Genomic DNA, 20257 nt, shown 5'->3' on the forward strand with positions numbered 1-20257 from the left:
CCCCGGTACCTTCCGAAGGATAGTCGGGTGCCGGGCGTCGAAACCTGCTATTTTAGCCCAGTGCGCAGACGCAATCAGCCGGCTGCCTCGTTATGGGCATGATGAAAAACCTTTTACTGCTGCTTCTGCTGGTAGTTGGACTAAGCAATTGGGCGTGGGCGCAGTGCGACCGGTCGAGGCCGTGCAACCCGACACCTGGCATTTCCTTTAAAATTTATGATGCCGCCACCAAGCAGGAAGTACAGGAGCTGTGCGTGGGGCGTCGGGTGCGCTTCGTGAACACGAGTAGCTCTGTTGTGCCCGGGCAGGAGGATATTGTGCGCTATGCCACCGGCAGTACCGTGCTCTGCTGCGGGGCCGATTTCCCCGATACCGTGTCGTTTTACACGCCAACCGCGCCAGGAACCCTGGTTATTACTCAGAACAAAAACCCGGCGGGTTCCAGCCTGTCCATTATTTCCTCGCGTAACATCATTGTACGCAACTCTACCCCACCGGCCTTCACGCTAACGGCGTGCGCGCCGGGCTTCGTGGAAGTAACCGTAACCGACGCCAACTACGACCAGTACCTGGTGCAGGTAGGCAGCGCGGCCCCGGTACCTGCCCCGCGCAATACGCCCGTCACCTACCCCGCCAGTGGGCCGGCTACCGTGACGGTGGTTGGCCGCTACAACCAAGCGGCACTCTGCGAGGGCGTGGCCCAGCAAAGCTTCACGCCCCGGCCCGCGCCCCAGCGCCCTACCCTGAGCAGTTTGGCGGTGCAAGGCACTACGGCGCAGTTTCAGTTCGGCAACCTCCAGCCTGAGTACCAGTACCGCCTGCAAGTAGCTGATGCCGCAGCCGGCGGCTACCGCACCCTCGCCACCCTAACGCCGGGAGCTACTTCCTTTGACCTGGCCACCGCGCCGCTGCCCGGTTGCTACCGCCTGCTCCTGCAGGATGCCTGCCAGCCTTCAGTGGCCAGCACGGCCTCGTTTTCCATTTGCTCCGTGACCCTGACTGGTGCTTCCCAAAACGGGCGCAACCTGCTGCGCTGGGGCAGCGAGGGTAGCGGCAGCTATACCCTTACCCGCTCCGACGGGCAGAATACGCTGCGGCTGCCCCTTCCTCCTGGCACCACCCAGTACGAGGACACGGCCGTAGCCTGCGGCACCACCTACCGTTACCGCGTCAGCCTGACCATGGGTATTACTACCTCCGTTTCGGATGAGGTGGCTGTGCTGACTAGCGCCGGCGCTGCGCCGGCTGCTCCTCGCCTGGCGGCCACGTTCAACCTGCGCAACCAGGTGGAGCTAACCGCCGTGGCAGCGCGCAATGCCACCACAGGCCAACTGACTTACCTGCGCAACGGCGCCGAGCTGCGCACTACCTCTGGCCGCACGCTGGTTGACTCCTTGGTCACGCCCGCCCTCAGCGCCCCGCTTTGCTACTCGGTGCGCCTGCTCGACGTATGCGGCAACCGTTCCCCGGAAAGTGCTCCTGTGTGTCCGGTACTGCTAGAGGCGCAAGCCGTAACCGACGACGGCACCACCATCCGGCTCAACTGGACGGCCCTGCGCGGCCCGGACGCTACCGTCCCGGTTACTTACCGCCTCCTGACCCTGTCGGCCACGAACACCGTGCTTCGCTCCCTGCCCGTACCGGCCAGCCTTACCTACCTGGATTTGCAGCCACCCACTGACCAGCAGGTAGTACGCTACCGCATAGAGGCCACCGGGGGCGGGCTGTCGGCCCCCTCGTACTCCAACATAGCCACGGTAGCGCGGCGCATTGTGGTATACGTCCCGACAGCCTTTACCCCCAACGGCGACGGCCTCAATGATGTGCTGGAGTTGAAAGGCCGTTACCTCGACGCCTTCCGCTTTACCGTGGTCGACCGCAACGGTCAGGCTGTATTTCAGGCCACCTCGCGTGCCCAAACCTGGGATGGGCGCATTGGGTCGGCCGCGCCGGTGCCCGGGGCCTACGTGTGGCGCTTTGAAGCCACAGACCAGACGGGCAGGCGCAGCGTACAGCAAGGCACCGTCACTATTCTGCGCTAAGCCAGCGTATGGGGTAGTGAGTATCTTGAGCCCGCCGGGCGGCCGTAGTAGAGCGGCGCTGCCTACCTTTGCGCCCCGCGAAATCCGTTTCGCGTATTCGTCTCACTTTAACTATTTCGCGCTGATGTTTGATATCATGGGTATGATGGGCAAAATGAAAGAGCTTCAGGATAAGATGAAGCAGGCCCAGGACCAACTCCAATACATTACTACCACGGCCGAGTCGGGCGGGGGGCTGGTAAAGGCCACGGCCAACGGCCAGCGCCGCCTGCTCAAGCTCGAAATTGACGAGAGCCTGCTGCAACCCCAGGACCGCGACATGCTGGCCGACCTGGTGGTAGCGGCCGTGAACAAGGTACTAGAGGAAGCCGGCGAGAAAGCCAAGGAAGAAATCAAAAGCAAAACGTCCGGCCTGATTCCCAATATTCCGGGCCTCGACCTCGGTGGCTTTGGCCTCTGATGCGCGAACTTCCGCGGCGGGCAGCTGCGCCGATGTAGCCGTGGTCATCCTGAACTGGAACGGCCGGGATTTTCTGCGAAAGTTCCTGCCCTCCGTACTGGCCCACTCCGAGGGCGCCGCCCTATTCGTGGCCGATAATGCTTCTACGGATGATTCGGTGGCTGTGCTGGCCCGGGAGTTCCCGCAGGTGCGGGTTATTCAGCTAGCCTATAATCTGGGGTTTTGCCAGGGCTACAATGCGGCCCTCGATGACGTACGGTGGCTGGGGCCACTGGTGCAGGCCGCGCTGCCTGAGCGTACGCCTGCGGAACGCGGTCAGGACTGGGTGGAGGTGCTGGGGTTCCGCTACTACGTGCTGCTCAACTCCGACGTGGAAGTAACACCCGGCTGGCTCGGGCCCCAGCGTGAACTGCTGGAGCACAACCCGCGCATTGCGGCCTGCCAGCCCAAAATCCGGCAGTACAGCGAAGCTGCTGCCCAGCGCCGGCAGTTTGAGTACGCCGGCGCCGCCGGGGGCTACCTCGACCGGCTGGGCTACCCCTTTTGCCGTGGCCGCCTCTTCGACACGCTTGAACCCGACGAGGGGCAGTACGACGACCCACGGCCGGTAGCCTGGGCCACCGGCGCCTGCCTGTTGGTCCGGGCCGCCGCCTGGCACGCCTTGGGTGGACTGGAGCCTCGCTTTTTTGCCCACATGGAGGAAATCGACTTCTGCTGGCGCCTCCAGAATGCCGGCCACCAGGTATGGTACCACGGCGGCAGCACGGTGTTTCACGTAGGAGGAGGCACTCTGCACAAGTCGAACCCGCGCAAAACCTACCTTAACTTCCGTAACGGCTTGGCGCTAGTCTACAAAAACACCCACCCGAGCGAGCTACTGCTCGTGCTTGCGGCCCGCCTGGGGCTGGATGGGGTGGCGGCGCTCCGTTTCCTGTTGCAAGGAGCCACCCCCGATTTTCAGGCCATTCTTCGCGCCCACTGGCACTTCTGGCGGCAGCTGGGGTACTGGCGCGCCCAGCGCCGACAGCAACGGCCAACGCTGCGGACGGCCGAGCGGGCTGGCGTGTATCGGGGCAGCCTGGTGTGGGCGTATTTCGGGCAAGGCAAGCGCCGGTTTTCGGAGCTAAGCCAAAAGCTACTGAGCTAGCACCGGGCACCCTTTCAGTTGAAAAATAGAAACGCCTGCTGCTCCGGGTAGGTAGCAACAGGCGTTCCAAGGGTAGTTCGTAAATCGGGGGCAGCTACAAATCCCAGACGGTACTGCGCTGCCGACGCATAGCCCGGCGCGCGTTCATCCAGAAAGCCAGTGCAAAGTACAGGACAATGGGCGAGCCAAACGTAAAAAACGAGGCATACACGAAAGACAGCCGGACGCTGCTGGTAGAAAAGCCTACCCGCTTGCCGATGGCGTCGCAGACGCCGAAGCTCTGCTTTTCAATAAAGTCGGTTAGTCGTTTCATAACTCCTGCTGTTCCAGTTGCCGGTAATGGCTAACCTGCTGTCAAAATATAATGATTTGCGGCCTGTGTCAAGCACTTACGCAGGAAGCCGGCCGTAAGATACGTCGGTTGGCGCCCTTTTTCCGTTTGTTGTCTGAATTTCGCGCTACCCTGCCTATTGCTCATGAAAATTTCCCCCTCCCGCGTTCTGCCCGCTACCCTGCTGAGTGCCGCCTGCCTATCGGCCTGTTCGCCCCTTTCCAAGGTACTCAAGAACGCCCAGCAAGGCCAGGAAATTACGGTGCAGCCTATGGTGCTGGAAAGCAACGGCGAAAACGTGCTGTTTGAGGTAACGGCCAAAGTGGCGGCCAGCCACCTGCGCAAAGGCGCCGCCTACAACCTGGGCCTGAGCTACCGCTACAACAATGGGCTGCGCGAGGATACAGTAGGCCGCCTCACGTTTATTTCGGGCGAGTATCTCTACGATGAGCAGCAGAAGAATAGGCTGGTCATCCGCAAGCAGTTTTCGTTTCCGTACGCCCCGCAGAAAAGTCCCGGCGAACTGCTGGCCCTGCCCGATGCCCGCGAAACCAAGCCCAACGGCAAACGGGTTAAGGGCAAAGAAATACCGCTAGCCCGCGGCATTGTAACCACCAGCCGCCTGGTAGTGCGCCAAGATACGGCCATTACGCTGCTACCCGAAACCGCCGACAACAATATGAGTGGTACCCGGGTGATGCCCTTCTTCTTTGATGCCGGCAAGGCCGAAATCCGCAACTACCTGGGCACCAACGTGGCGGCCTTGGAAGACTTTATCGAGGCCAACCAGCACACCGAGAAGGTTATGATTGTGGCCGGTCACTCGCCCGACTCCCTGGACCGCCACGATGCCCGCCTCTCCGACAAGCGCGTGCGGGTGCTGCTCAACTACTACAAGAAGCGCGTCGATACGGATTCCTACCTCAACAAAGTCGGCAACATTGACTTTGAGACGGAGGCCTACCACCGCCGCTGGGACCTGTTCCTGAGCAAGGTGCAGGAATCGGCGCTGAAGCCGGCTCAGGTTGACTCCGTGCTCTTACTTATCAACGATACGCCGGGCTCCTATGCCACCAAGGAGCAGAGTCTGCATAAGCTTACGTTCTACGATTACCTGGAGCAGTACATCTACCCCGTTATGCGCTTCGGCACCATTGCCGTGCGCTACACCGCGCCCAAGCGCTACGATTCGGAAATCTACCTGCTCTCCAAAAAGATTGTGGAGAAGCAGACCGAGGCCGACGCCCTCACGCCCGAGGAACTGCGTTACTCGGCTACGCTTACCCCGCTGCTGGCCGAAAAGCAGCGCATCTACGAAACCTCAGTGGCCACTACCGGCCTCTGGCAGGCCTACCATAACCTGGCCGTAGTGCTGCTTATGCGCTCCGAAAAAGAGGTAAACCCGAAGGTGCAGAAAGCCTACCTCCGGCGCTCCGCCGTCAACTTCACCCTGGCTGCCCACCGCAACCCCACGGCCGAGCTGTTCTACCGCGTGGGCAGCGCCTACCACCGCGCTGGCGACAAACTAGAAGCCCTCCAGAACTACGATTACGCCATTAAGCTCGGTGGGCCGCGGCCGGTGCTCAGCAAGGTTTTCGCCGATAAGGCTGCGCTGGAAATAGAGGTAGGCCAGCTCGACGATGCGTTGCGCAGCCTCAGCTACAGCTCCAAAACCTACCAGAACATCATGAACCGCGCCCTCATCTACGTGTTGAAAGGCAACTACCAGGGCGCGGCCAACATCTACGCCGAAGCCATTGCCCTGCGCCCCCAGGACCCGCTGCTGTACTATTGCCTGGCCGTAGTAGCCGCCCGCCAGCAGAATGAGGCGGCTATGGCCATGCACCTGCGCCGCGCCGTCCAGCTTGACCGGGCTTACGCCAACCGCGCTGTCGAGGACCTGGAGTTTCGGGACTTTGCCAAGGGTAAGCAGTTTCTGGAAGCGCTGCGGTAAGAAAGAGTATGTCAAGTAAAAGCGAGGCAACTGCTATTATCCTGTTTTGTACTGCCACAACCGCCCATGCAGAAGCAGCAGAAACCGGCGACTTCAACACTAGCAATAAAGCTCATGCACAAATACTTGAGGCGCTAGAGTGGCTGGAAAAAAATAGCGCAACTCAGGCACTTGTACCCTTGTTAAATTCCAGCAGTGTTGGCACTCAAATCTGGGCGGCTGCCTATTTGCTTCTACAAAATGATAGCAAAGCACTAAATACCTTAGAAACTATAGCTTCTACTAATACTATTCACGGCCTTAATGCGCAAATGACGCTAAAAGAATGGCGAGCGGGCTGCTTGAAAATCATACCTTAAAAAAAGGTTAGTCCCTCCTTCATTTGCCCGTCCCGGCTTGTCGTCGTAGCTTTACACGCCGGATAGCCTCCGGCTTTTTGTTTCTGAACAGACCTTTTTGACTTTCCTACCGATTATGCGGACCATCCAATTCCGGGAAGCCCTGCGTGAAGCTATGTCTGAGGAAATGCGCCGCGACCCGCGCGTGTTTCTGATGGGCGAAGAAGTAGCCGAGTACAACGGCGCCTATAAAGTGAGCCAGGGCATGCTCGACGAATTCGGCCCGGAGCGCGTGATTGACACGCCCATTGCCGAACTCGGCTTCGCCGGCATCGGCGTGGGTGCTGCCGCCAACGGCCTGCTCCCCATCATCGAGTTTATGACCTTCAACTTCTCGTTGGTGGCCATTGACCAGGTAATCAACTCGGCCGCCAAAATCTACTCCATGTCGGGCGGTCAGTACTCCTGCCCCATCGTGTTCCGTGGTCCAACGGGCAACGCCGGCATGCTGTCTTCGCAGCACTCTCAGAACTTCGAGAACTGGTACGCCAACACACCCGGCCTGAAAGTGGTAGTTCCCTCGAACCCGTACGACGCCAAAGGCCTGCTGAAATCGGCCATCCGCGACGCTGACCCCGTGATTTTCATGGAGTCGGAGCTGATGTACGGCGACAAAGGCGAGGTACCCGAAGAGGAATACCTGATTCCGATTGGCAAAGCCAACGTAGTGCGCGAAGGTGAATCGGTTACCATCGTGAGCTTCGGCAAAATGATAAAGGTAGCCCTTGCCGCCGCCGACGAGCTGGCCAAGGAAGGCATCAAAGCTGAAGTAGTTGACCTGCGCTCAGTGCGCCCCATCGACTACGATACGCTAGTAGAATCGGTGAAGAAAACCAACCGCATGGTGGTAGTAGAAGAAGCGTGGCCCCTGGCTAGCATCAGCTCCGAGCTGGCCTACATGGTACAGCGTCGCGCTTTCGATTACCTCGATGCTCCGGTAGTACGCATTACCTGCATGGACGTACCCCTGCCCTACGCTCCTACCCTCATTGAAGCCTCCCTACCCAACGTGGAGCGCACGGTGAAGGCCGTAAAAGAGGTGCTCTACGTGAATCGCTAAGCTGATTCTCTTAACTGTACTAAAAAAGCCCGCTTCCCGCGGGCTTTTTTTATTGCTGGTTGCACTGACTGCCGACCATCAATCTGGCCTAGCCTGTTGGGTGCGGCAAGTGCTGCTGGGCAGAAGCTCCTACTCCTGCTGCTGCCCTAATCGGCAGCGGCGCGGCGGTAGGCTGAAGACAGGCTGGGAGAAGCTGCGCCGGTAAGAGCAGTAGAATTTCTGTACCTTTTGCCCAACGCTACGTCTGTTCCTCACCCTACCATGAATCATCGGTTGCACCTTCGTTTCGAGCAGCTCGAACACGCTACTACCCGTTTACTTGACTCTGTAGCCGCACTAGGCGACAAAGCCCGGCAGAAACCCGGCCCCGAGCAGTGGTCGGCGGTGCAGGTAGTGCAGCATCTGGTAGTTGCCGAAACAGGAATCGGGCAGTACATGGAGAAAAAGCTGCTGCAGGCCGATGCGTTGGCCAAGGCTGGCATAGGCGCTTTTCTGAAGTCGAGGCTGCTCCGTGTGCTGCTGCGGCTACCTTTTACGCGCTTTAAAGCGCCTAGTCAGCTAACCAAGCTTACCCCGGCCGATATTCCGCCCCTGCCTGAGCTGCGGGCGGAGTGGGAAGCCGTGCGCCGACGCCTGGAGCGCCTGCTGAATGAGTACCCCGGCAACCTCCTCGACCGTGCCATCTTCAAGCACCCGCGGTCGGGCATGCTAACAATCTACCAAACGCTGGACTTTATGATTGACCACGTCCTGCATCACCAAAAGCAGGTAGAGCGCATCAGGAAAGCGCTAGCCTAGATACCCCCTATAATGCACGGCCCCAGGCAAAGCAGAACCACATAGCGGGCTCTGCTTTGCCTGGGGCCGTAGCGTTGTATACCCCGGAGCTTAGCTTGATTTCCGGACTATATCGACGTAGGACTCGTGGCGCGGCAGCTCATGCATCAGGGCTGTGATTTCGGGCGGGGGCACTAGCAGCTTACGGGCCCGCAAATCAAGCCAGGCACCTTCGACGGCCACCGTAGCGGCAGGACGACCATCGGCCTTAAACAGAGTATGAACAATGTTCCAGCGTGAGCCATCCTCGCTCAGGCCCGAAAGCTCACCCGTCACGCGCAAGGCTTCGTTGATGTGCAGTTCCTTCAGAAAGCGAGTATCCTCCCGAAATAAGATAGGACCAATGGCTAGTTGCGCAAACCGCTGCAGCGTGAAGCCATGCTGGGCCAAGTACTCGATGCGGTGCTGGGCGGCGTAATCGGCGTACGCCGAGTGGCGCATGTGGCCGTTGGGGTCCATATCGGCCCAGCGCACGGTATAAGTTCTTTCGAAAGAAGACATAAGAGAAGGAATAGGTAGGAGGAGTAACCGCCCCAGCGCAACTTAGTTGGCTAGCCGGATAGTGTAGGGAGCTTAGCGCAGAGTGAGGCGCACGAGGTACTGCTGCTGGTCGTCCTCTTCCAGAAATTCTACCTCGTAGCCCGCAGCTTCGGCGTAGTCCTGCAACAGGGCCGGGTCAGTGAAAATCCATCGGAAAGAAGAGCCTGTTTCGTTGGCGTACTGCATGGTGTATTCTACCTCCCCATAGTAAGGACCGTTCAGGTCGAATACCAGCGCCCCTTCCTCATCCTCGTAGAGGTAGCTTATATCGGAGGAAGTAGCCAAAATCTGACCGCCAGGGGCCAGCAAGGTCTTGGCGTGCTCCAGAAAGCGTTCCAGTCCGGAGAGCGTGCCCACCAAGCCAATGCCATTCATCAGCATCAGCACCGTATCAAACTTTTCTGCCTGCGCCAGAGCGCTATCATAGATGTCGTGGAGGGCCACCTCCCGGACGCCGCGCTCCTGCATAACCTGCACTGCGCCAGTTGAAATATCCACGGCCTTCACCGCGAAACCCCGCTGCTGCAGTTCCAGGGCGTGGCAGCCGGCGCCGGCGCCCAAATCCAGCACCCGGCCGCGGCATTCCTCCAAGGCCGTGCGTTCCATTTCGGGCATTTCCCACAAGGACCGGAAAAAGTATGCTGCGGGCAGCACCTCTTCATCAGCAACAGAACTATGCACGGCTAAGGTGGCACTCAGGTGGCCCCGCTGATACGCCAGCAGGGCCTGACCCAATGGGTCAGGGGAAGGAGAAGCATGTGACATACGGCAAAGATACGGCCCGTAACGCGGCCAGGACTAACTTCTGCCTTTCCGCTACGTTACAGAAGAACTCCTGTTCGCTACCTCATGACTTCCACTACCTTACCTAAGCGCTTGGTCAAAGGCAACTTACCTACTAAGAGTTGTCTTACCTGCGGACGGCCGTTTGAGTACCGCAAGAAATGGCGCACCTGCTGGGACGAGGTGAAATACTGCGGGGAGAAGTGCCAGCGCAACCGTCCTAGCTCCGCCGCAACCTCTTAAGCGCCCCCTATTCACTTATGCCTGCCAGAGCGGGCGCATCTTTTCCCCTCCAGCTTGCGTTGTGAGGCCTGTATCCCTTTGTTTTCCCTCAGCTCATGGCCAGCAACCTCACCTACCTTGATCCTACCCTGCAACCCCTTGCCGATAAAGTGCAGCTATACCTTCAAAAGGAGAAGGAATTTCAACGCGCTGACGTGGCGGCAACGGCGCTTACCCACCACGCGGAACCGGCGGCCCAGGTAGACGATGCATCCGTTAGTCACCACCCATCGCAAGATGAAATTCGAGTCCGTTTGCAGAACCTGCGCCAAGAGTTGGACAGCCTGCGGCAGGAGGTAATCAGCCTACTGCCGGTGCGGGATGAGTGGGTAAAAATAAACCTAGGATACGGCCCGAGCCGGGTGGGCGCTTTCACCTCGGCTTCACCAGACAACCAAACCACCCACACCTCAGCGCTGGAGTTACGCGTAGTGGTATAATCCCGCTTCCGTGCTTTCATGCAACGCAAAAAGCCACCCGACGCACAGTGCGTAGAGTGGCTTTTTGCGTTACGCTGGCTACTCATGGCCATTCAACAAGGTATATCCTAACGATAAGGCACATACATAAAAAAAGGGCGACCATGAGCCGCCCCCTTTTCCACAACCAAAACACCTATCATTGTAAAACGTCTTTTTTGAGCCATTTAAGAGGGTTACAAGATTAGAGTGGTACAGAGTAGGTAACAATAGTGGTACAGACTTACCTTTGTCTATACCCTCTATCCTACTCCCTGATGGCTACGACTACTGTCTTCCTGCGCAAGGTCAACACTCGCATTCTGGAGCAACCGCTGAATGTTCGCTTCCGCCACGGCGCGGCGGGCAAATGTGAACTAGTTATCAGCACCGGCTACCAGATTCTACCCCAGGATTTGAAAAACGGTAGGGTAAGCGGCGACAAATCCAGAGAGATAAATGACTTGCTTCACACGGTTCAATCGGACCTCATGCAGGCTTTTGAATCGCTACAACAACGCGGGGTGCCTGTCACCAAGATTACCATGCAGGCTAAATATCAGCAGGTAAAAAGCGATAGAGAAGCCACAGAGAAGCGACGACGACAAGAAGTTCTCCAGGCTGATTACGAAGCCGGAAGCAAAGCCATCGCATCACGGCTACGCGAAGGAGAGCTAGAGGACGAACTTCAGCAGCTACAACAGAAGCTAGAACGTCAGCGTGAACAAACCCGCGCCAAAGCGGCAATCTGGGACGTAACTAGTCGGGAAGCGACCATCCCGGACCTGACCCAGGAGTTAACTGAGGTTATGGTAGAATCAGGATATATTAAAGCTGCTCCGACCTCAGCAGACCTGCTAGTTTCTTACGTAAACCGCTACCTGGACGAGAAGAAAAGCACACTGAGCAAGGCTACTGTCCGGGCTTACACGGCTGTTGTCAACTTGCTGAACCGTTTCAATCCTGACCTACGCATTCAAGACGTAGATAGAGCCTGTTTGTACGTCCTCCAAGACCACTGCATTCGAGAGAACATTGGTAACTCCAGTATTGAGAACTATATCACCAAGGTCAAGTCGATTCTCAACTACTTCGCGGGTGACGTACCGGTAAACCTGAGCTACAAGAAATATAAGTTTGAACTGGCTCTGAGTACCGACGACGTAATCTACTTTGAAACCGCCGAGTTAGCTTCGCTACTCAACTTTGACGTCGATAGTATCCAGGGTAAGGTTAAGAGAAGTTACCAGCGGGCCAAGGACATCATGATTCTACTCTGCGGTACTGGCATTCGGTACTCAGACGCTTTCAACAACTTTCGTCCTCTTATCAGGACGGTCAAGAACGATAAAGGTGAACTACAGGAGCATATCATCCTTACTCCTACCAAAACCAGGAAGAAGCGGATTCAGACGGTAATTCCGGTTACGAAGATGGTTCAGGATGTACTTAGCCGCTATGACTACCAGATACCTCAGATGGAAGATTACTACTTCAATGAAATCATCAAGGAAGTATTGAAGCACATCCCAGGCATGAGGCATCAGGTGGTTAGAACCTCACATGTGGGCAGCGAAACTATTACCGAAACTGGTCCTAAGTATCAATTCATTACAAGTCACAGTGGTCGGAGAACCTTTATCAATCTCTGCTTCGAGTCTGGGGTACCTATCAATAAGCTTGTAGGCATGACAGGGCACACCAACGTCGCCACCCTGATGAAGTATGCAAATAAGACCAGCGGTCTTTCCTCCGAAATTGCCAAGATTCCCGTGTTTAACCTTTAATAATTGTAGATATGAACGAAAGAGAAGAAAGATTACTCAGGTATCATGAATACTTAATTGAAGAAGAAAAGCAAGAGCTACAGGAGAACGCTGCGTTCATTTCCGCTTTTAAAGAGGAATGTATAAGAAAGGGAATCACTCTGGGTGACGAGCATTTTTCCTATGTAAAAAAAACTGGAGTTGTAGCAACATATCCGAACCTTATCACGCATTTGTGTCCTGACCTATCTAGGGACAAGGACGGACTTTTTGACTTTTCCGAGCTTACAACAGCTTACAAGAGACAGCCTTTTGCTTCTGGCTATCTGATTTCGGACACATTCATGCTAATGGCTCATCCGTATTTCAGACGTGGCCTACACGAATTGAATAGTTATGCGCCACGGTTCATTGATAAGTTCTGGCACTTGAGCAACCCTGATTTAAAACTGCTGATAGCAGTTGACTTAAATCGTGTTCGAGTGGATGTCAACGATAGGATGACCCTAGAATATGACACCTGGTACGGCCCAAAGTTTAGCAGAGATATATGTACCATTCCTGACGAAATCGTAAAGCTTAGGTTACCTCCTGAAATGGACGAACTTGACGCACAACTCTTGGCTAACAGCACTTATTCTCTAGATATTAAGTGGGATACAGAGCAAAGTTCTGAAGGCGTGAAGAGAATATTTTATGCAGAAGAGTTTAAGAGCATAGATGAAACAATAACGATAAACGGCGAAGTGTATTTCCCTGCTAAATACGTTCACTCTGAATTTAACGTAGACATGAATTGCTTTACTCATTTCGATGGAGCAATGCACCTTTACACCTTTGATGAATACTGCAAAAGAATTGACTCCGACATCAACTATAATAAAAAAAATAGCTTCAAGATAAAGTCTAATTCCATTAAATTATTCAGAATAGATGGTAAAATTAAAATCGAAACATGGATTGACCTTGTAAGTCATTTTTTCACTGGCAATCCTCTCGCATACGAATATTTCGAAGGGAGATACCCGGATTATTTATCTGATTTCTTGAAAGCAAAATATGGCAGATAAGTTTTCCTCCTTACGCTGTGTGGACAAGAAAGCCCCAACTGGTTCTCAGTTGGGGCTTTCTATTGCAATAGGTGCAGCTCTTTGTCCAGACCACACCTTGTTAAATCTGAACAACGCAAATTTAATAGAATCAAAAACAAAAAAGCCGACACCTAAGGCACCGGCTTTTCCAACACAAAAATGGAAGCTGCTAAGCAGCAACCACAGGCCAAAGATACCAGCTTTTAGGCAGCAAGCGACAAGATAACGTCACCTGGAATCTGAAGCTTGGTATGTAGCTTCCGGGCAAAGTCGATATTCATTTCCCGTTTGCCGTTCATTACTTCTGAGAGGCGGGTTTCGGTTACTCCCAACAGTTCGGCCAATTGCCGCTGTCGTATCCGGCGCTTGAACATTTCAACTTCCAGAATGCCCCGAACTGTTTGGGGCGGCTCTGGCACCCAGCCCTGAGATTCCTCATAGGCTTCTACGGCTTCTCCGAGAGCGTGAATTTCAGCTAGACGGTCAGCTACATCCGGGGCTTGGTTCCATTGAATTAGCTGCTCCACAGCGGCAGCATGTTCTTGGTCATTGCTGATAGTGAAAGACGGAGTTTGCATTTCGTTTTAGTAGGAAAAGGTAGGAGAAAGGGCGGTGAGGCTTATAGGTATTGTAAGCCGGTATTACAGCGTAACTATATGCTTTTTGGTGAGCTTGTCGTACTGAGCGTGAGTGAAGATGCCCCGGATGAACACCTGCTTCGAGACGAAGAAAATCATGGCTATCAGACGGTAGTGATTACCCTTGATATTGAAAATGTAACGATTGTCGCCTACATAATCACACGAAGGGAAGTCCGCCCGAATCGCGTTGAAGTCCTTCCAGTCGGCTGCCTTTACCTGCTGATACCAGATGCTCAGCTCCTCCTTTGCCTGGGCATTTGCTGCACTGAAATCAGTTAGAGCTTTCTTGGTGATAATGTGCATCTGGTAAGCTGGTTAGGTACGGCATCTACTGGTAGATACGTCAAAGATAATACTAAGTTTACCAAAATCAAAATTAAATTACCAAAAACAAAATAATTATAATTAGGGCTAAAGACCTCAACAACATGCTTATGGTTTCCGGCTTCACTCCAAGCTTGGCAGCGACTAGCTTCAGGAGATTATCTGTAGCGGCGGAACTGCCTACGGCGAACATTTCATCTCCTTTGGCATAGTTCAACGCCGGGTCGAATAGAACAAGCCGCAACAATAGCCCAACTGGTAGAACCGCAATATTCCATGTAGCTACATATACTGCTCCAACCAGTAGAACATAGAGCCAAGGATACATATAGTGCAGGGGAAGATTCACTTGTTTCTGGGCCGTGGGCGGCACCCATTGGCGGGTCACTAGATTTAGTTTGCCCTGGGCTACGGCGTCGATAATAACGGCTACAGGCAGCAATACAAGCAACCAGGACATTACTTGCCCACGCGCTTATCCTTGCGGCCTAGGTAAAAGGTAGCCGCTGCCAGCAGCACACAGAGTCCGATGAACCCGACTTCGTACAGGTCGGCTCTTTGGGCGAGGGCATCATGGATGGTAATGCAGGTAGTCAACACGGCTACCAGCAGCAGGGCGGATATAAAGCCAGCGGTACTGGCATCATGGTCAGGGAAGAATTTGGTCAGAATAGATTTCATATAGGGTAAATACTGTCAGGAATTAAGCTTCGCGGAATGACATGTCCTGAACTCTGCGCAGCCAAGTGTTGAGGTAAATCTTCTGACTCACGCTGGTCTTCAGGTTCAGCTTCGTTCGGAAGAAGGCATGTAGTGCCAAGTGCCGAGGTTCAGGCTTGTATTCTCCGCACCGATAGCGGTAGAAGTCACGTCGTAGGTCTGCAAACCGGGCGTGAAACGTAGCTGGATTCACGTTGTTAATAGCTTTGAGGGTCTGAGTGCCTATCTGACCATCTAGGTCAACATGTAGTCCGAATGATACTCGGAGCACCCACTGCGCCATCCAACCTACGCGCCCCACGCCTGCGTTAACTCCGTGGTCAGCCATCATTTCAGCTATCGATTGATTTGCCACCAAATCCAGGTGCAAGGAGTCCCAGTAAAGTGCTTCGTAGAAGTCCCGAACCAGCTTTTGCAAAGGAGCGTCGGCGGATAGCAGTTTGCTGAACTGAAGCCAGTCCCTGCGCGTCTGGAGTGGCTTGCTAAGCCGTAGCCACTGTTGACGGTAGGCAGTGATAATGTCCCAGCCAGACCACGTCGAATGATAACCACCGGCAATGCCCTTGTAGGTCCAGGGCTGGGGGCCAAAATTACCTTTGTCGTTAGGGTCGGCCTGGTATCCGCCTTCGTTGGCGGCTAGTATGGGATAGAAGTCTATAAATGATGCCACGTATTACGTTTCCCCTAAATAGTCGGGGCCTCCCCTACAAGCCCAGCCACTTTTTGAGCTGGACCAAGCCATAGAGCATACCTATGCCCAGAGCGGACCAGACATACCAAGGCCAGCCTGTTTCACGAACTTCCTGGCTACCTGTGGCCGCGTTATTGTCTCCTACTGCTACCCCACCGTTTGCCTTGTGTCCAGCTTTAGTGTTATCGGTAGCCGTAGCCCCTTCTCCTACTGCTAGCGTTGAATTCTTAGCCTTGCCGATGGTGGTTGCTGTGTTGGTCTGGCCTTGCTGGATAACGAGGGTAGCACCCCGCTTGAGCTTGATTTTCTTACCCTCCAGATTGATTGTTTTCGGTCCCTTTAGGACATGCAGGGTATCTGGGGTCACATTGTCCAGGGATAAAGAAGCTACGGTGCTGCAAACAGGCTCTATAGCTGGGTTACGAGTACATCCTACCGTTACTAGTAGCAGGATGATAAACAAGAATTTCACTAGGGTACTTGCGGCATTAATTCGGGGTTAGTAGCTGGAGGTTCCACACTGGCTGGGGTAGCCAGAGCATTGTTCTCGGAGTCCGCTGTTTTGCGCTGGTAGTATCCTTTTACCTCTTTTACGATTTCCAAGCTTAGGCCAGAACCCAAGAGCGTCACCCCTATTTCCAGCGGAAGTACGATGTGCGTTGGGGTTAGCAGAATGATAGCAGGCACCATCAAAAACAGGTAGACCAGACCGGCGAAAAACGCCAGAGCTTTGAATAAATCCTTGGCTACCGTGTGCCCATTCTTGTCCTGCGTTATTTCTTTAAACCAGGCAAATTGCATTATTTCTTACTCCAAATCTCTTTTATTATTTCATCAAATTTGGCATCCATTTTTTCGATTGTCTTGCCATAATTAAGAATATCATTACTAAGCCTAACTACATCATTGGTTAGTCTATTCACGTCATCACTTAACCTGTCTACTTTACTCAGTTTAGACTCTGAGCTTTGCAGCCTCGACTCAAACTTATCCACTAAGTGTTCTCGTTCTAGTTGAAACTTTGTAAATCTGTTCTCATGGTTAATACCTTGCGATTCTAACGTCTTGATGCGATTATCGTACTGTTTGCTGCTTTCACGGTAGTGATTAATAACAAGCATTACTACCCCTCCTACGACAGTAGCAATGACAGGTGTTAATATTTTCCACCAATCAAATACATGGTGTTGTAGTTCTTGAGTAATTGGCGCTTGCAAGAATAAAGTGAACATTAATTATAACCTATAGAATAAATACTCTAGGAATTACGCAATTGAATGTTTCTGCTTAAGAAAGTTCTCAATCGCTGTCATGTTCGTATCATCTACGAAATGATTGAAATAAGCCATTTCGTACATCGAGACCATAAATCCATCACTGCTTCCCAGAATAAACCCAGCCGCGTTATGAGGCTCATACATGTCTGTCTTAGCGGTGGCAAAAACGTTCTGCTGACGAACTCCATTAAAGCTTATCGTCAGGTCTGTTAAGCCACTGAAGGTCTTCTTAATTCGCACGGCCATCACTGCCTTATCCTGAAACTTGTTGGTCGGGTTGACCCAGTTACGCCCACCACGTCCGGCGTATGGTTTGGTCTGAGTCGTCTTGTCAAATCCAATCAAGCCAAAGGTGCCGTTCAGGATGCCTACGCGGTACTCAGTTACCGTATCCACACCCGCATACTTCGGACTCTGGTAGAGCCGCGAGTTGAATCTGAGAAAACTCAAGAAGCCTCCCACAGAATTGTTCGTTAGCGTCCACTGTGGGTTGTCCCGGAAGAAAAACGTCTGGAACACGAAGAACATGGTGATGTCGTTGGTTTCGGCGTCTATGAGTTTACCTTCGGTCACCTGCATGGGACCGTCGCCAGGGTCAGCATTTCGGGTATCCGAATTGGGGCCAATCAGAACCGAACCATCGGGATTCGTTCGTCTGCGATTGCGGCTGGTACTCTCCCGCAGTAGCGCCGGGCCTTTACCTAGCCGGTCAACCCAGCTATCCACCCGACCTCCGCTGGTACGTAGTGAGGAGAGGTCGTACCAGCCTGTAGTTCTGTTTGCTTCGATTGGGTTAATAATAACAGGAGGTATTGAGGTAGCGGGTGAACTGGCGTAGTAGGAAGTAATAATTCTACCCATTAAGAAGAGAAGTTAACAAAGGAGAAGGCCCCAGAATCGTTCTGGGATATTGTAATCTTCAACCGCATGTTCGTTTGAAGATTCAAAGCTGGAATACCAGGCGGTGTTCCATCATAGATTACCAGCAGCCCGTTCACCGTATATTGTTCGATTTTGATAACACTGATATTCTGGTACTGGAAGCTGGTATAATTCGCGGCCTGATTTGGCCCTACTACGAATTCAATCAGGTTGGACCCAGGACAGTAATTGAATTCAATTTGCTTAGTGTTAACTGCCGCCAACATTGCCCGAACCTCAGGGCTTAGTTTCAGGAGGGTAACGTTGTCGTCCTTGATTTTGTCCTCCACGACTGCCCAGTGCGCGAGTTGGTACCATTGCACCGTCTCGTTGGCAATCTTCGCGGTAGTAATCGCTTGGTCCTGCACCTTGGCCGTGCTCACGCTGTTGCTGGTGAGCTTCGCGCCGGTTACGCTGCTATCCTTTAACGCGGTGGTACCTACGGCCTGAAAGGCTAATTGCGTTTCGGTGATACAATGGTCCGTGAAATTGTCGGTGCTAATCGTGTCCTGCGCAATGTGAGCACCGGTTACAGTTCTTGGGGCATTGCTGAGTTTCCCGTTTTCGACTGCTGTGACGCGGTTTCGCAGGTTGGTATCGTCATAGGTAGCGCCATCCGTGGTATTCTGAAGAGAATCCAGCTTGGCTTTGTCAGCCTGGGTAAAGTTCACGTCCGTCAACCCCTTGCCCGCAACCTTATCCACTTTGCCATTCTCCACACCGGTAACACGAGCCTGTAGCGCCGTATCATCGTAGCTGGTGGCGGTGCTATTCTGTAAGCTATCCAGTTTGGCTTTGTCGGCCTGGGAGAAATTTACGTCCGTGAGCTGCTTGCCCGGAACCTGCTCCACTTTCGTTACTACAGCAGTCTCCACAGCCGTAACTCGCGACTTGATAGCGGTATCATCATAGCCGGTTCCCATTGAACCACCACCCGTGGCGCTGATAACACCACCTGCTGAGATGCTGATACCGGTACCTTCACTGTAGTTCTTCAGACTTGCCAGCTTGGTTTTCTCTGTACTCGTATAGTCTTCAGTAGACAACTGCTTACCAGTCACTTTATCTACCTTACCATCTTCCACTGCACCAACTCGGGCCTGGAGAGCGGTGTTGTCATAGGTAGTGCCACCACTAGGGCTATTTTGGAGTGAATCCAGCTTAGCGCGGTAGGCAGTGGTGAAATCTTCCTGGCTGAGACCTTTGCCATCCTCCTTGTCCACTTTATCGCCCTCAACCGCCGATACCCGACTTCTGAGCACTGTATCATCGTAGCTGCTGCCCCCAGTCAAACGTAAACTGGATAGGTCTACTGGGTACGAAGTGGCATTCGTGTTAACGCTGAGAATATCGCCGGAAAAGGTCACGGAGTGAATTGCAGCATCCGAGACACGGTCCTGTAGCACTGTATCCGCCGCATCCACATAGTCCTTGGTTACTTCCCCGCCACCACCTCCGACAACCCCGCCAATCAGGGACCAGCCCGCCGAGTTGGTGAACACGTAGAGTCCTTCCGTGCCGTCGGTCTGATAGACCTGCAAGCCTTGCGCTGGAGACCAGATAGCCAAGCGTTGCGCCTCGCTCATACGAGGAGCTAGCAGCGAACCTTTCGTGGTGGAGTTAACCTGCACCTGGGCGGTATACTCAATCTGGTCGTAGGGCAAGCCAAAGCCAATCTGCCCGGTGACCTGACGCACGGTAATGGCATGGGGTACCCGCCAGGAAAAGATTTGCACGCCCCCGCCCGCCGTGCCCCGGAAGCCGTGGTTGGTATCGCCGAAGTAGACCGTCGCACTGTCGCCGACCTGAGCGTAGTTGCCCACTCCTTTCATGAGAATGTCGTTCTGCACCGTCATCAGCCCGGTGTAGGTATTATTGGCATTCTTCAGCGGGACGTTCAAGCTCAGCCGGGCATCGGCAAGGGTGCCACTGGTGAGCAGGGAGGCATCTGTCGTAGCTGTCCCGCCACCGCCTGCCAAATCCGATAAGTCGACCGACTGATTCCCTTTTGCATTCGTGTTAATGGTCAGCACGTTGCCGCTGCGGGTGAAGGAATTTATCTGGATAGCCTCCTGCGCCAAGCTGAGCAGAAACTGCATGAAATCAGACATGTCGATTTCTACCTGAGAGCCATCGGTGAGGGTTGCCAGCAGGTAGCCGCCCGGGGCGGACAGGCTCTGCACCGCAACTGGAGCTGGAACAGAAGCAGGCACTAGCGAGCCTAAATCGACGCTAAAATTGCCCACTTGTGTATCTACCTGAAGCTGCTTACCCGCTAGATACAGGTCCACAATGCGAGTATCCTGCCCTACGAGTGCGGCCAGGTTTACGCTTCGCGTTGTCTGATTGGTTCTTACTTGCAGGCTGGTGCCATTGAGGGACATATCCTGAATGGTCTCGCCGACTGGCGCTAAAAGTTCGAACTCATTTAGGTCCGAATCGAACCGAACTTGAACATTTCCAGCAGCTTGCTTGAGTTGATTTCCTGCTGCATCAATAGCCTGATTATCTGTGTATTTAATATTTTTCGGCAT

At 53.9% G+C, this 20257-nt stretch carries 24 protein-coding genes; 11 read left to right on the forward strand and 13 right to left on the reverse strand.

Annotation, left to right across the window (positions count from 1 at the left end; translation table 11 throughout):
- Positions 1-98: 98 nt before the first annotated feature.
- From K3G63_RS06510 to K3G63_RS06520, 3 genes are all read left to right on the forward strand, one after another.
- The gene (locus K3G63_RS06510) at positions 99-2042 is read left to right on the forward strand and encodes a gliding motility-associated C-terminal domain-containing protein (RefSeq protein WP_220613245.1); all 1944 of its coding nucleotides are present in this window, start codon (positions 99-101) and stop codon (positions 2040-2042) included.
- 124 nt (positions 2043-2166) lie between these two features.
- Entirely contained in the window at positions 2167-2502 is a 336-nt protein-coding gene (locus tag K3G63_RS06515) for a YbaB/EbfC family nucleoid-associated protein (RefSeq protein WP_220613246.1), read from the forward strand.
- Positions 2486-3649, forward strand: a complete 1164-nt coding sequence (locus tag K3G63_RS06520; protein ID WP_310794565.1) for a glycosyltransferase family 2 protein — start codon at positions 2486-2488, stop codon at positions 3647-3649. The genes K3G63_RS06515 and K3G63_RS06520 overlap by 17 nt, the downstream gene beginning before the upstream one ends.
- A 94-nt stretch (positions 3650-3743) precedes the next feature.
- Here the strand turns inward: K3G63_RS06520 and K3G63_RS06525 are convergent, their stop codons facing one another.
- Positions 3744-3962 carry a PspC domain-containing protein gene (locus K3G63_RS06525; protein ID WP_220613247.1) on the reverse strand — a complete coding sequence of 73 codons (219 nt, stop codon included), beginning with the start codon at positions 3960-3962 and terminating at the stop codon, positions 3744-3746.
- A gap of 163 nt (positions 3963-4125) precedes the next feature.
- Between K3G63_RS06525 and K3G63_RS06530 the strand changes: the two genes are divergently transcribed.
- From K3G63_RS06530 to K3G63_RS06545, 4 genes are all read left to right on the forward strand, one after another.
- Positions 4126-5934 (forward strand): tetratricopeptide repeat protein, encoded by a 1809-nt coding sequence (locus K3G63_RS06530; protein WP_220613248.1) that lies wholly within the window; start codon positions 4126-4128, stop codon positions 5932-5934.
- A gap of 8 nt (positions 5935-5942) precedes the next feature.
- Positions 5943-6293 carry a hypothetical protein gene (locus tag K3G63_RS06535; protein ID WP_220613249.1) on the forward strand — a complete coding sequence of 117 codons (351 nt, stop codon included), beginning with the start codon at positions 5943-5945 and terminating at the stop codon, positions 6291-6293.
- Positions 6294-6408: 115 nt separating this feature from the next.
- Positions 6409-7392, forward strand: a complete 984-nt coding sequence (locus K3G63_RS06540) for a pyruvate dehydrogenase complex E1 component subunit beta (protein WP_220613250.1) — start codon at positions 6409-6411, stop codon at positions 7390-7392.
- Positions 7393-7653: 261 nt separating this feature from the next.
- Positions 7654-8190 carry a DinB family protein gene (locus K3G63_RS06545; protein ID WP_220613251.1) on the forward strand — a complete coding sequence of 179 codons (537 nt, stop codon included), beginning with the start codon at positions 7654-7656 and terminating at the stop codon, positions 8188-8190.
- Between the two features lie 90 nt (positions 8191-8280).
- On the opposite strand, the gene K3G63_RS06550 is transcribed toward K3G63_RS06545, so the two are convergent.
- Together K3G63_RS06550 and K3G63_RS06555 are read right to left on the reverse strand one after the other, a co-directional pair.
- Entirely contained in the window at positions 8281-8730 is a 450-nt protein-coding gene (locus K3G63_RS06550) for a thioesterase family protein (protein ID WP_220613252.1), read from the reverse strand.
- A 72-nt stretch (positions 8731-8802) separates the two neighbouring features.
- A complete protein-coding gene (locus tag K3G63_RS06555) occupies positions 8803-9534 on the reverse strand; it encodes a bifunctional 2-polyprenyl-6-hydroxyphenol methylase/3-demethylubiquinol 3-O-methyltransferase UbiG (RefSeq protein WP_220613253.1) in 732 nt (243 codons plus the stop codon).
- An 84-nt stretch (positions 9535-9618) separates the two neighbouring features.
- On the opposite strand from K3G63_RS06555, the gene K3G63_RS06560 reads away from it, so the two are divergent.
- The 4 genes from K3G63_RS06560 to K3G63_RS06575 all read left to right on the forward strand — a co-directional run bounded on the left by K3G63_RS06560 (position 9619) and on the right by K3G63_RS06575 (position 13128).
- Positions 9619-9795, forward strand: a complete 177-nt coding sequence (locus K3G63_RS06560) for a DUF2256 domain-containing protein (RefSeq protein ID WP_220613254.1) — start codon at positions 9619-9621, stop codon at positions 9793-9795.
- A 95-nt stretch (positions 9796-9890) separates the two neighbouring features.
- On the forward strand, positions 9891-10274 hold the full coding sequence (locus K3G63_RS06565) for a hypothetical protein (protein ID WP_220613255.1): 384 nt from the start codon (positions 9891-9893) through the stop codon (positions 10272-10274).
- Positions 10275-10570: 296 nt separating this feature from the next.
- A complete protein-coding gene (locus tag K3G63_RS06570; RefSeq protein ID WP_220613256.1) occupies positions 10571-12079 on the forward strand; it encodes a phage integrase SAM-like domain-containing protein in 1509 nt (502 codons plus the stop codon).
- Positions 12080-12090: 11 nt separating this feature from the next.
- Positions 12091-13128 carry a hypothetical protein gene (locus K3G63_RS06575; protein ID WP_220613257.1) on the forward strand — a complete coding sequence of 346 codons (1038 nt, stop codon included), beginning with the start codon at positions 12091-12093 and terminating at the stop codon, positions 13126-13128.
- Between the two features lie 224 nt (positions 13129-13352).
- Here K3G63_RS06575 and K3G63_RS06580 read toward each other — a convergent pair whose 3' ends face one another.
- The 10 genes from K3G63_RS06580 to K3G63_RS06625 form a co-directional block, all read right to left on the reverse strand.
- On the reverse strand, positions 13353-13727 hold the full coding sequence (locus K3G63_RS06580) for a helix-turn-helix domain-containing protein (protein ID WP_220613258.1): 375 nt from the start codon (positions 13725-13727) through the stop codon (positions 13353-13355).
- A 63-nt stretch (positions 13728-13790) separates the two neighbouring features.
- Positions 13791-14093 (reverse strand): type II toxin-antitoxin system HigB family toxin, encoded by a 303-nt coding sequence (locus tag K3G63_RS06585; protein WP_220613259.1) that lies wholly within the window; start codon positions 14091-14093, stop codon positions 13791-13793.
- A gap of 73 nt (positions 14094-14166) precedes the next feature.
- Positions 14167-14574 (reverse strand): hypothetical protein, encoded by a 408-nt coding sequence (locus tag K3G63_RS06590; RefSeq protein WP_220613260.1) that lies wholly within the window; start codon positions 14572-14574, stop codon positions 14167-14169.
- Complete coding sequence (locus K3G63_RS06595) at positions 14574-14795, reverse strand: hypothetical protein (RefSeq protein WP_220613261.1); 222 nt, start codon at positions 14793-14795, stop codon at positions 14574-14576. Before K3G63_RS06595 ends, K3G63_RS06590 begins: the two co-directional genes overlap by 1 nt.
- Before the next feature lie 22 nt (positions 14796-14817).
- On the reverse strand, positions 14818-15504 hold the full coding sequence (locus K3G63_RS06600; protein WP_220613262.1) for a glycosyl hydrolase 108 family protein: 687 nt from the start codon (positions 15502-15504) through the stop codon (positions 14818-14820).
- A gap of 34 nt (positions 15505-15538) precedes the next feature.
- The gene (locus K3G63_RS06605; protein WP_220613263.1) at positions 15539-15988 is read right to left on the reverse strand and encodes a hypothetical protein; all 450 of its coding nucleotides are present in this window, start codon (positions 15986-15988) and stop codon (positions 15539-15541) included.
- Positions 15989-15996: 8 nt separating this feature from the next.
- Positions 15997-16326 carry a hypothetical protein gene (locus K3G63_RS06610; protein WP_220613264.1) on the reverse strand — a complete coding sequence of 110 codons (330 nt, stop codon included), beginning with the start codon at positions 16324-16326 and terminating at the stop codon, positions 15997-15999.
- Positions 16326-16757, reverse strand: coding sequence for a hypothetical protein (locus tag K3G63_RS06615; RefSeq protein ID WP_220613265.1), 432 nt, complete (start codon positions 16755-16757; stop codon positions 16326-16328). Before K3G63_RS06615 ends, K3G63_RS06610 begins: the two co-directional genes overlap by 1 nt.
- 33 nt (positions 16758-16790) lie before the next feature.
- Positions 16791-17663 (reverse strand): hypothetical protein, encoded by an 873-nt coding sequence (locus K3G63_RS06620; protein WP_220613266.1) that lies wholly within the window; start codon positions 17661-17663, stop codon positions 16791-16793.
- Positions 17663-20257: a hypothetical protein gene (locus K3G63_RS06625; protein WP_220613267.1), complete on the reverse strand. Its 2595-nt coding sequence runs from the start codon at positions 20255-20257 to the stop codon at positions 17663-17665. Before K3G63_RS06625 ends, K3G63_RS06620 begins: the two co-directional genes overlap by 1 nt.

It is taken from the genome of Hymenobacter sp. HSC-4F20, assembly GCF_019599275.1.
Lineage (GTDB): Bacteria > Bacteroidota > Bacteroidia > Cytophagales > Hymenobacteraceae > Hymenobacter.

What these genes read in the sequence shown, in the direction of transcription:
- K3G63_RS06510 (WP_220613245.1), top strand. Translation starts at nt 99, where the DNA reads ATGATGAAAAACCTTTTACTGCTGCTTCTGCTGGTAGTTGGACTAAGC.
- K3G63_RS06515 (WP_220613246.1), top strand. Translation starts at nt 2,167, where the DNA reads ATGTTTGATATCATGGGTATGATGGGCAAAATGAAAGAGCTTCAGGAT.
- K3G63_RS06575 (WP_220613257.1), top strand. Translation starts at nt 12,091, where the DNA reads ATGAACGAAAGAGAAGAAAGATTACTCAGGTATCATGAATACTTAATT.
- K3G63_RS06555 (WP_220613253.1), bottom strand. Translation starts at nt 9,534, where the DNA reads ATGTCACATGCTTCTCCTTCCCCTGACCCATTGGGTCAGGCCCTGCTG.
- K3G63_RS06585 (WP_220613259.1), bottom strand. Translation starts at nt 14,093, where the DNA reads ATGCACATTATCACCAAGAAAGCTCTAACTGATTTCAGTGCAGCAAAT.
- K3G63_RS06570 (WP_220613256.1), top strand. Translation starts at nt 10,571, where the DNA reads ATGGCTACGACTACTGTCTTCCTGCGCAAGGTCAACACTCGCATTCTG.
- K3G63_RS06530 (WP_220613248.1), top strand. Translation starts at nt 4,126, where the DNA reads ATGAAAATTTCCCCCTCCCGCGTTCTGCCCGCTACCCTGCTGAGTGCC.
- K3G63_RS06580 (WP_220613258.1), bottom strand. Translation starts at nt 13,727, where the DNA reads ATGCAAACTCCGTCTTTCACTATCAGCAATGACCAAGAACATGCTGCC.
- K3G63_RS06525 (WP_220613247.1), bottom strand. Translation starts at nt 3,962, where the DNA reads ATGAAACGACTAACCGACTTTATTGAAAAGCAGAGCTTCGGCGTCTGC.
- K3G63_RS06595 (WP_220613261.1), bottom strand. Translation starts at nt 14,795, where the DNA reads ATGAAATCTATTCTGACCAAATTCTTCCCTGACCATGATGCCAGTACC.
- K3G63_RS06535 (WP_220613249.1), top strand. Translation starts at nt 5,943, where the DNA reads ATGTCAAGTAAAAGCGAGGCAACTGCTATTATCCTGTTTTGTACTGCC.
- K3G63_RS06590 (WP_220613260.1), bottom strand. Translation starts at nt 14,574, where the DNA reads ATGTCCTGGTTGCTTGTATTGCTGCCTGTAGCCGTTATTATCGACGCC.
- K3G63_RS06565 (WP_220613255.1), top strand. Translation starts at nt 9,891, where the DNA reads ATGGCCAGCAACCTCACCTACCTTGATCCTACCCTGCAACCCCTTGCC.
- K3G63_RS06620 (WP_220613266.1), bottom strand. Translation starts at nt 17,663, where the DNA reads ATGGGTAGAATTATTACTTCCTACTACGCCAGTTCACCCGCTACCTCA.
- K3G63_RS06615 (WP_220613265.1), bottom strand. Translation starts at nt 16,757, where the DNA reads ATGTTCACTTTATTCTTGCAAGCGCCAATTACTCAAGAACTACAACAC.
- K3G63_RS06540 (WP_220613250.1), top strand. Translation starts at nt 6,409, where the DNA reads ATGCGGACCATCCAATTCCGGGAAGCCCTGCGTGAAGCTATGTCTGAG.
- K3G63_RS06545 (WP_220613251.1), top strand. Translation starts at nt 7,654, where the DNA reads ATGAATCATCGGTTGCACCTTCGTTTCGAGCAGCTCGAACACGCTACT.
- K3G63_RS06625 (WP_220613267.1), bottom strand. Translation starts at nt 20,257, where the DNA reads ATGCCGAAAAATATTAAATACACAGATAATCAGGCTATTGATGCAGCA.
- K3G63_RS06610 (WP_220613264.1), bottom strand. Translation starts at nt 16,326, where the DNA reads ATGCAATTTGCCTGGTTTAAAGAAATAACGCAGGACAAGAATGGGCAC.
- K3G63_RS06550 (WP_220613252.1), bottom strand. Translation starts at nt 8,730, where the DNA reads ATGTCTTCTTTCGAAAGAACTTATACCGTGCGCTGGGCCGATATGGAC.
- K3G63_RS06560 (WP_220613254.1), top strand. Translation starts at nt 9,619, where the DNA reads ATGACTTCCACTACCTTACCTAAGCGCTTGGTCAAAGGCAACTTACCT.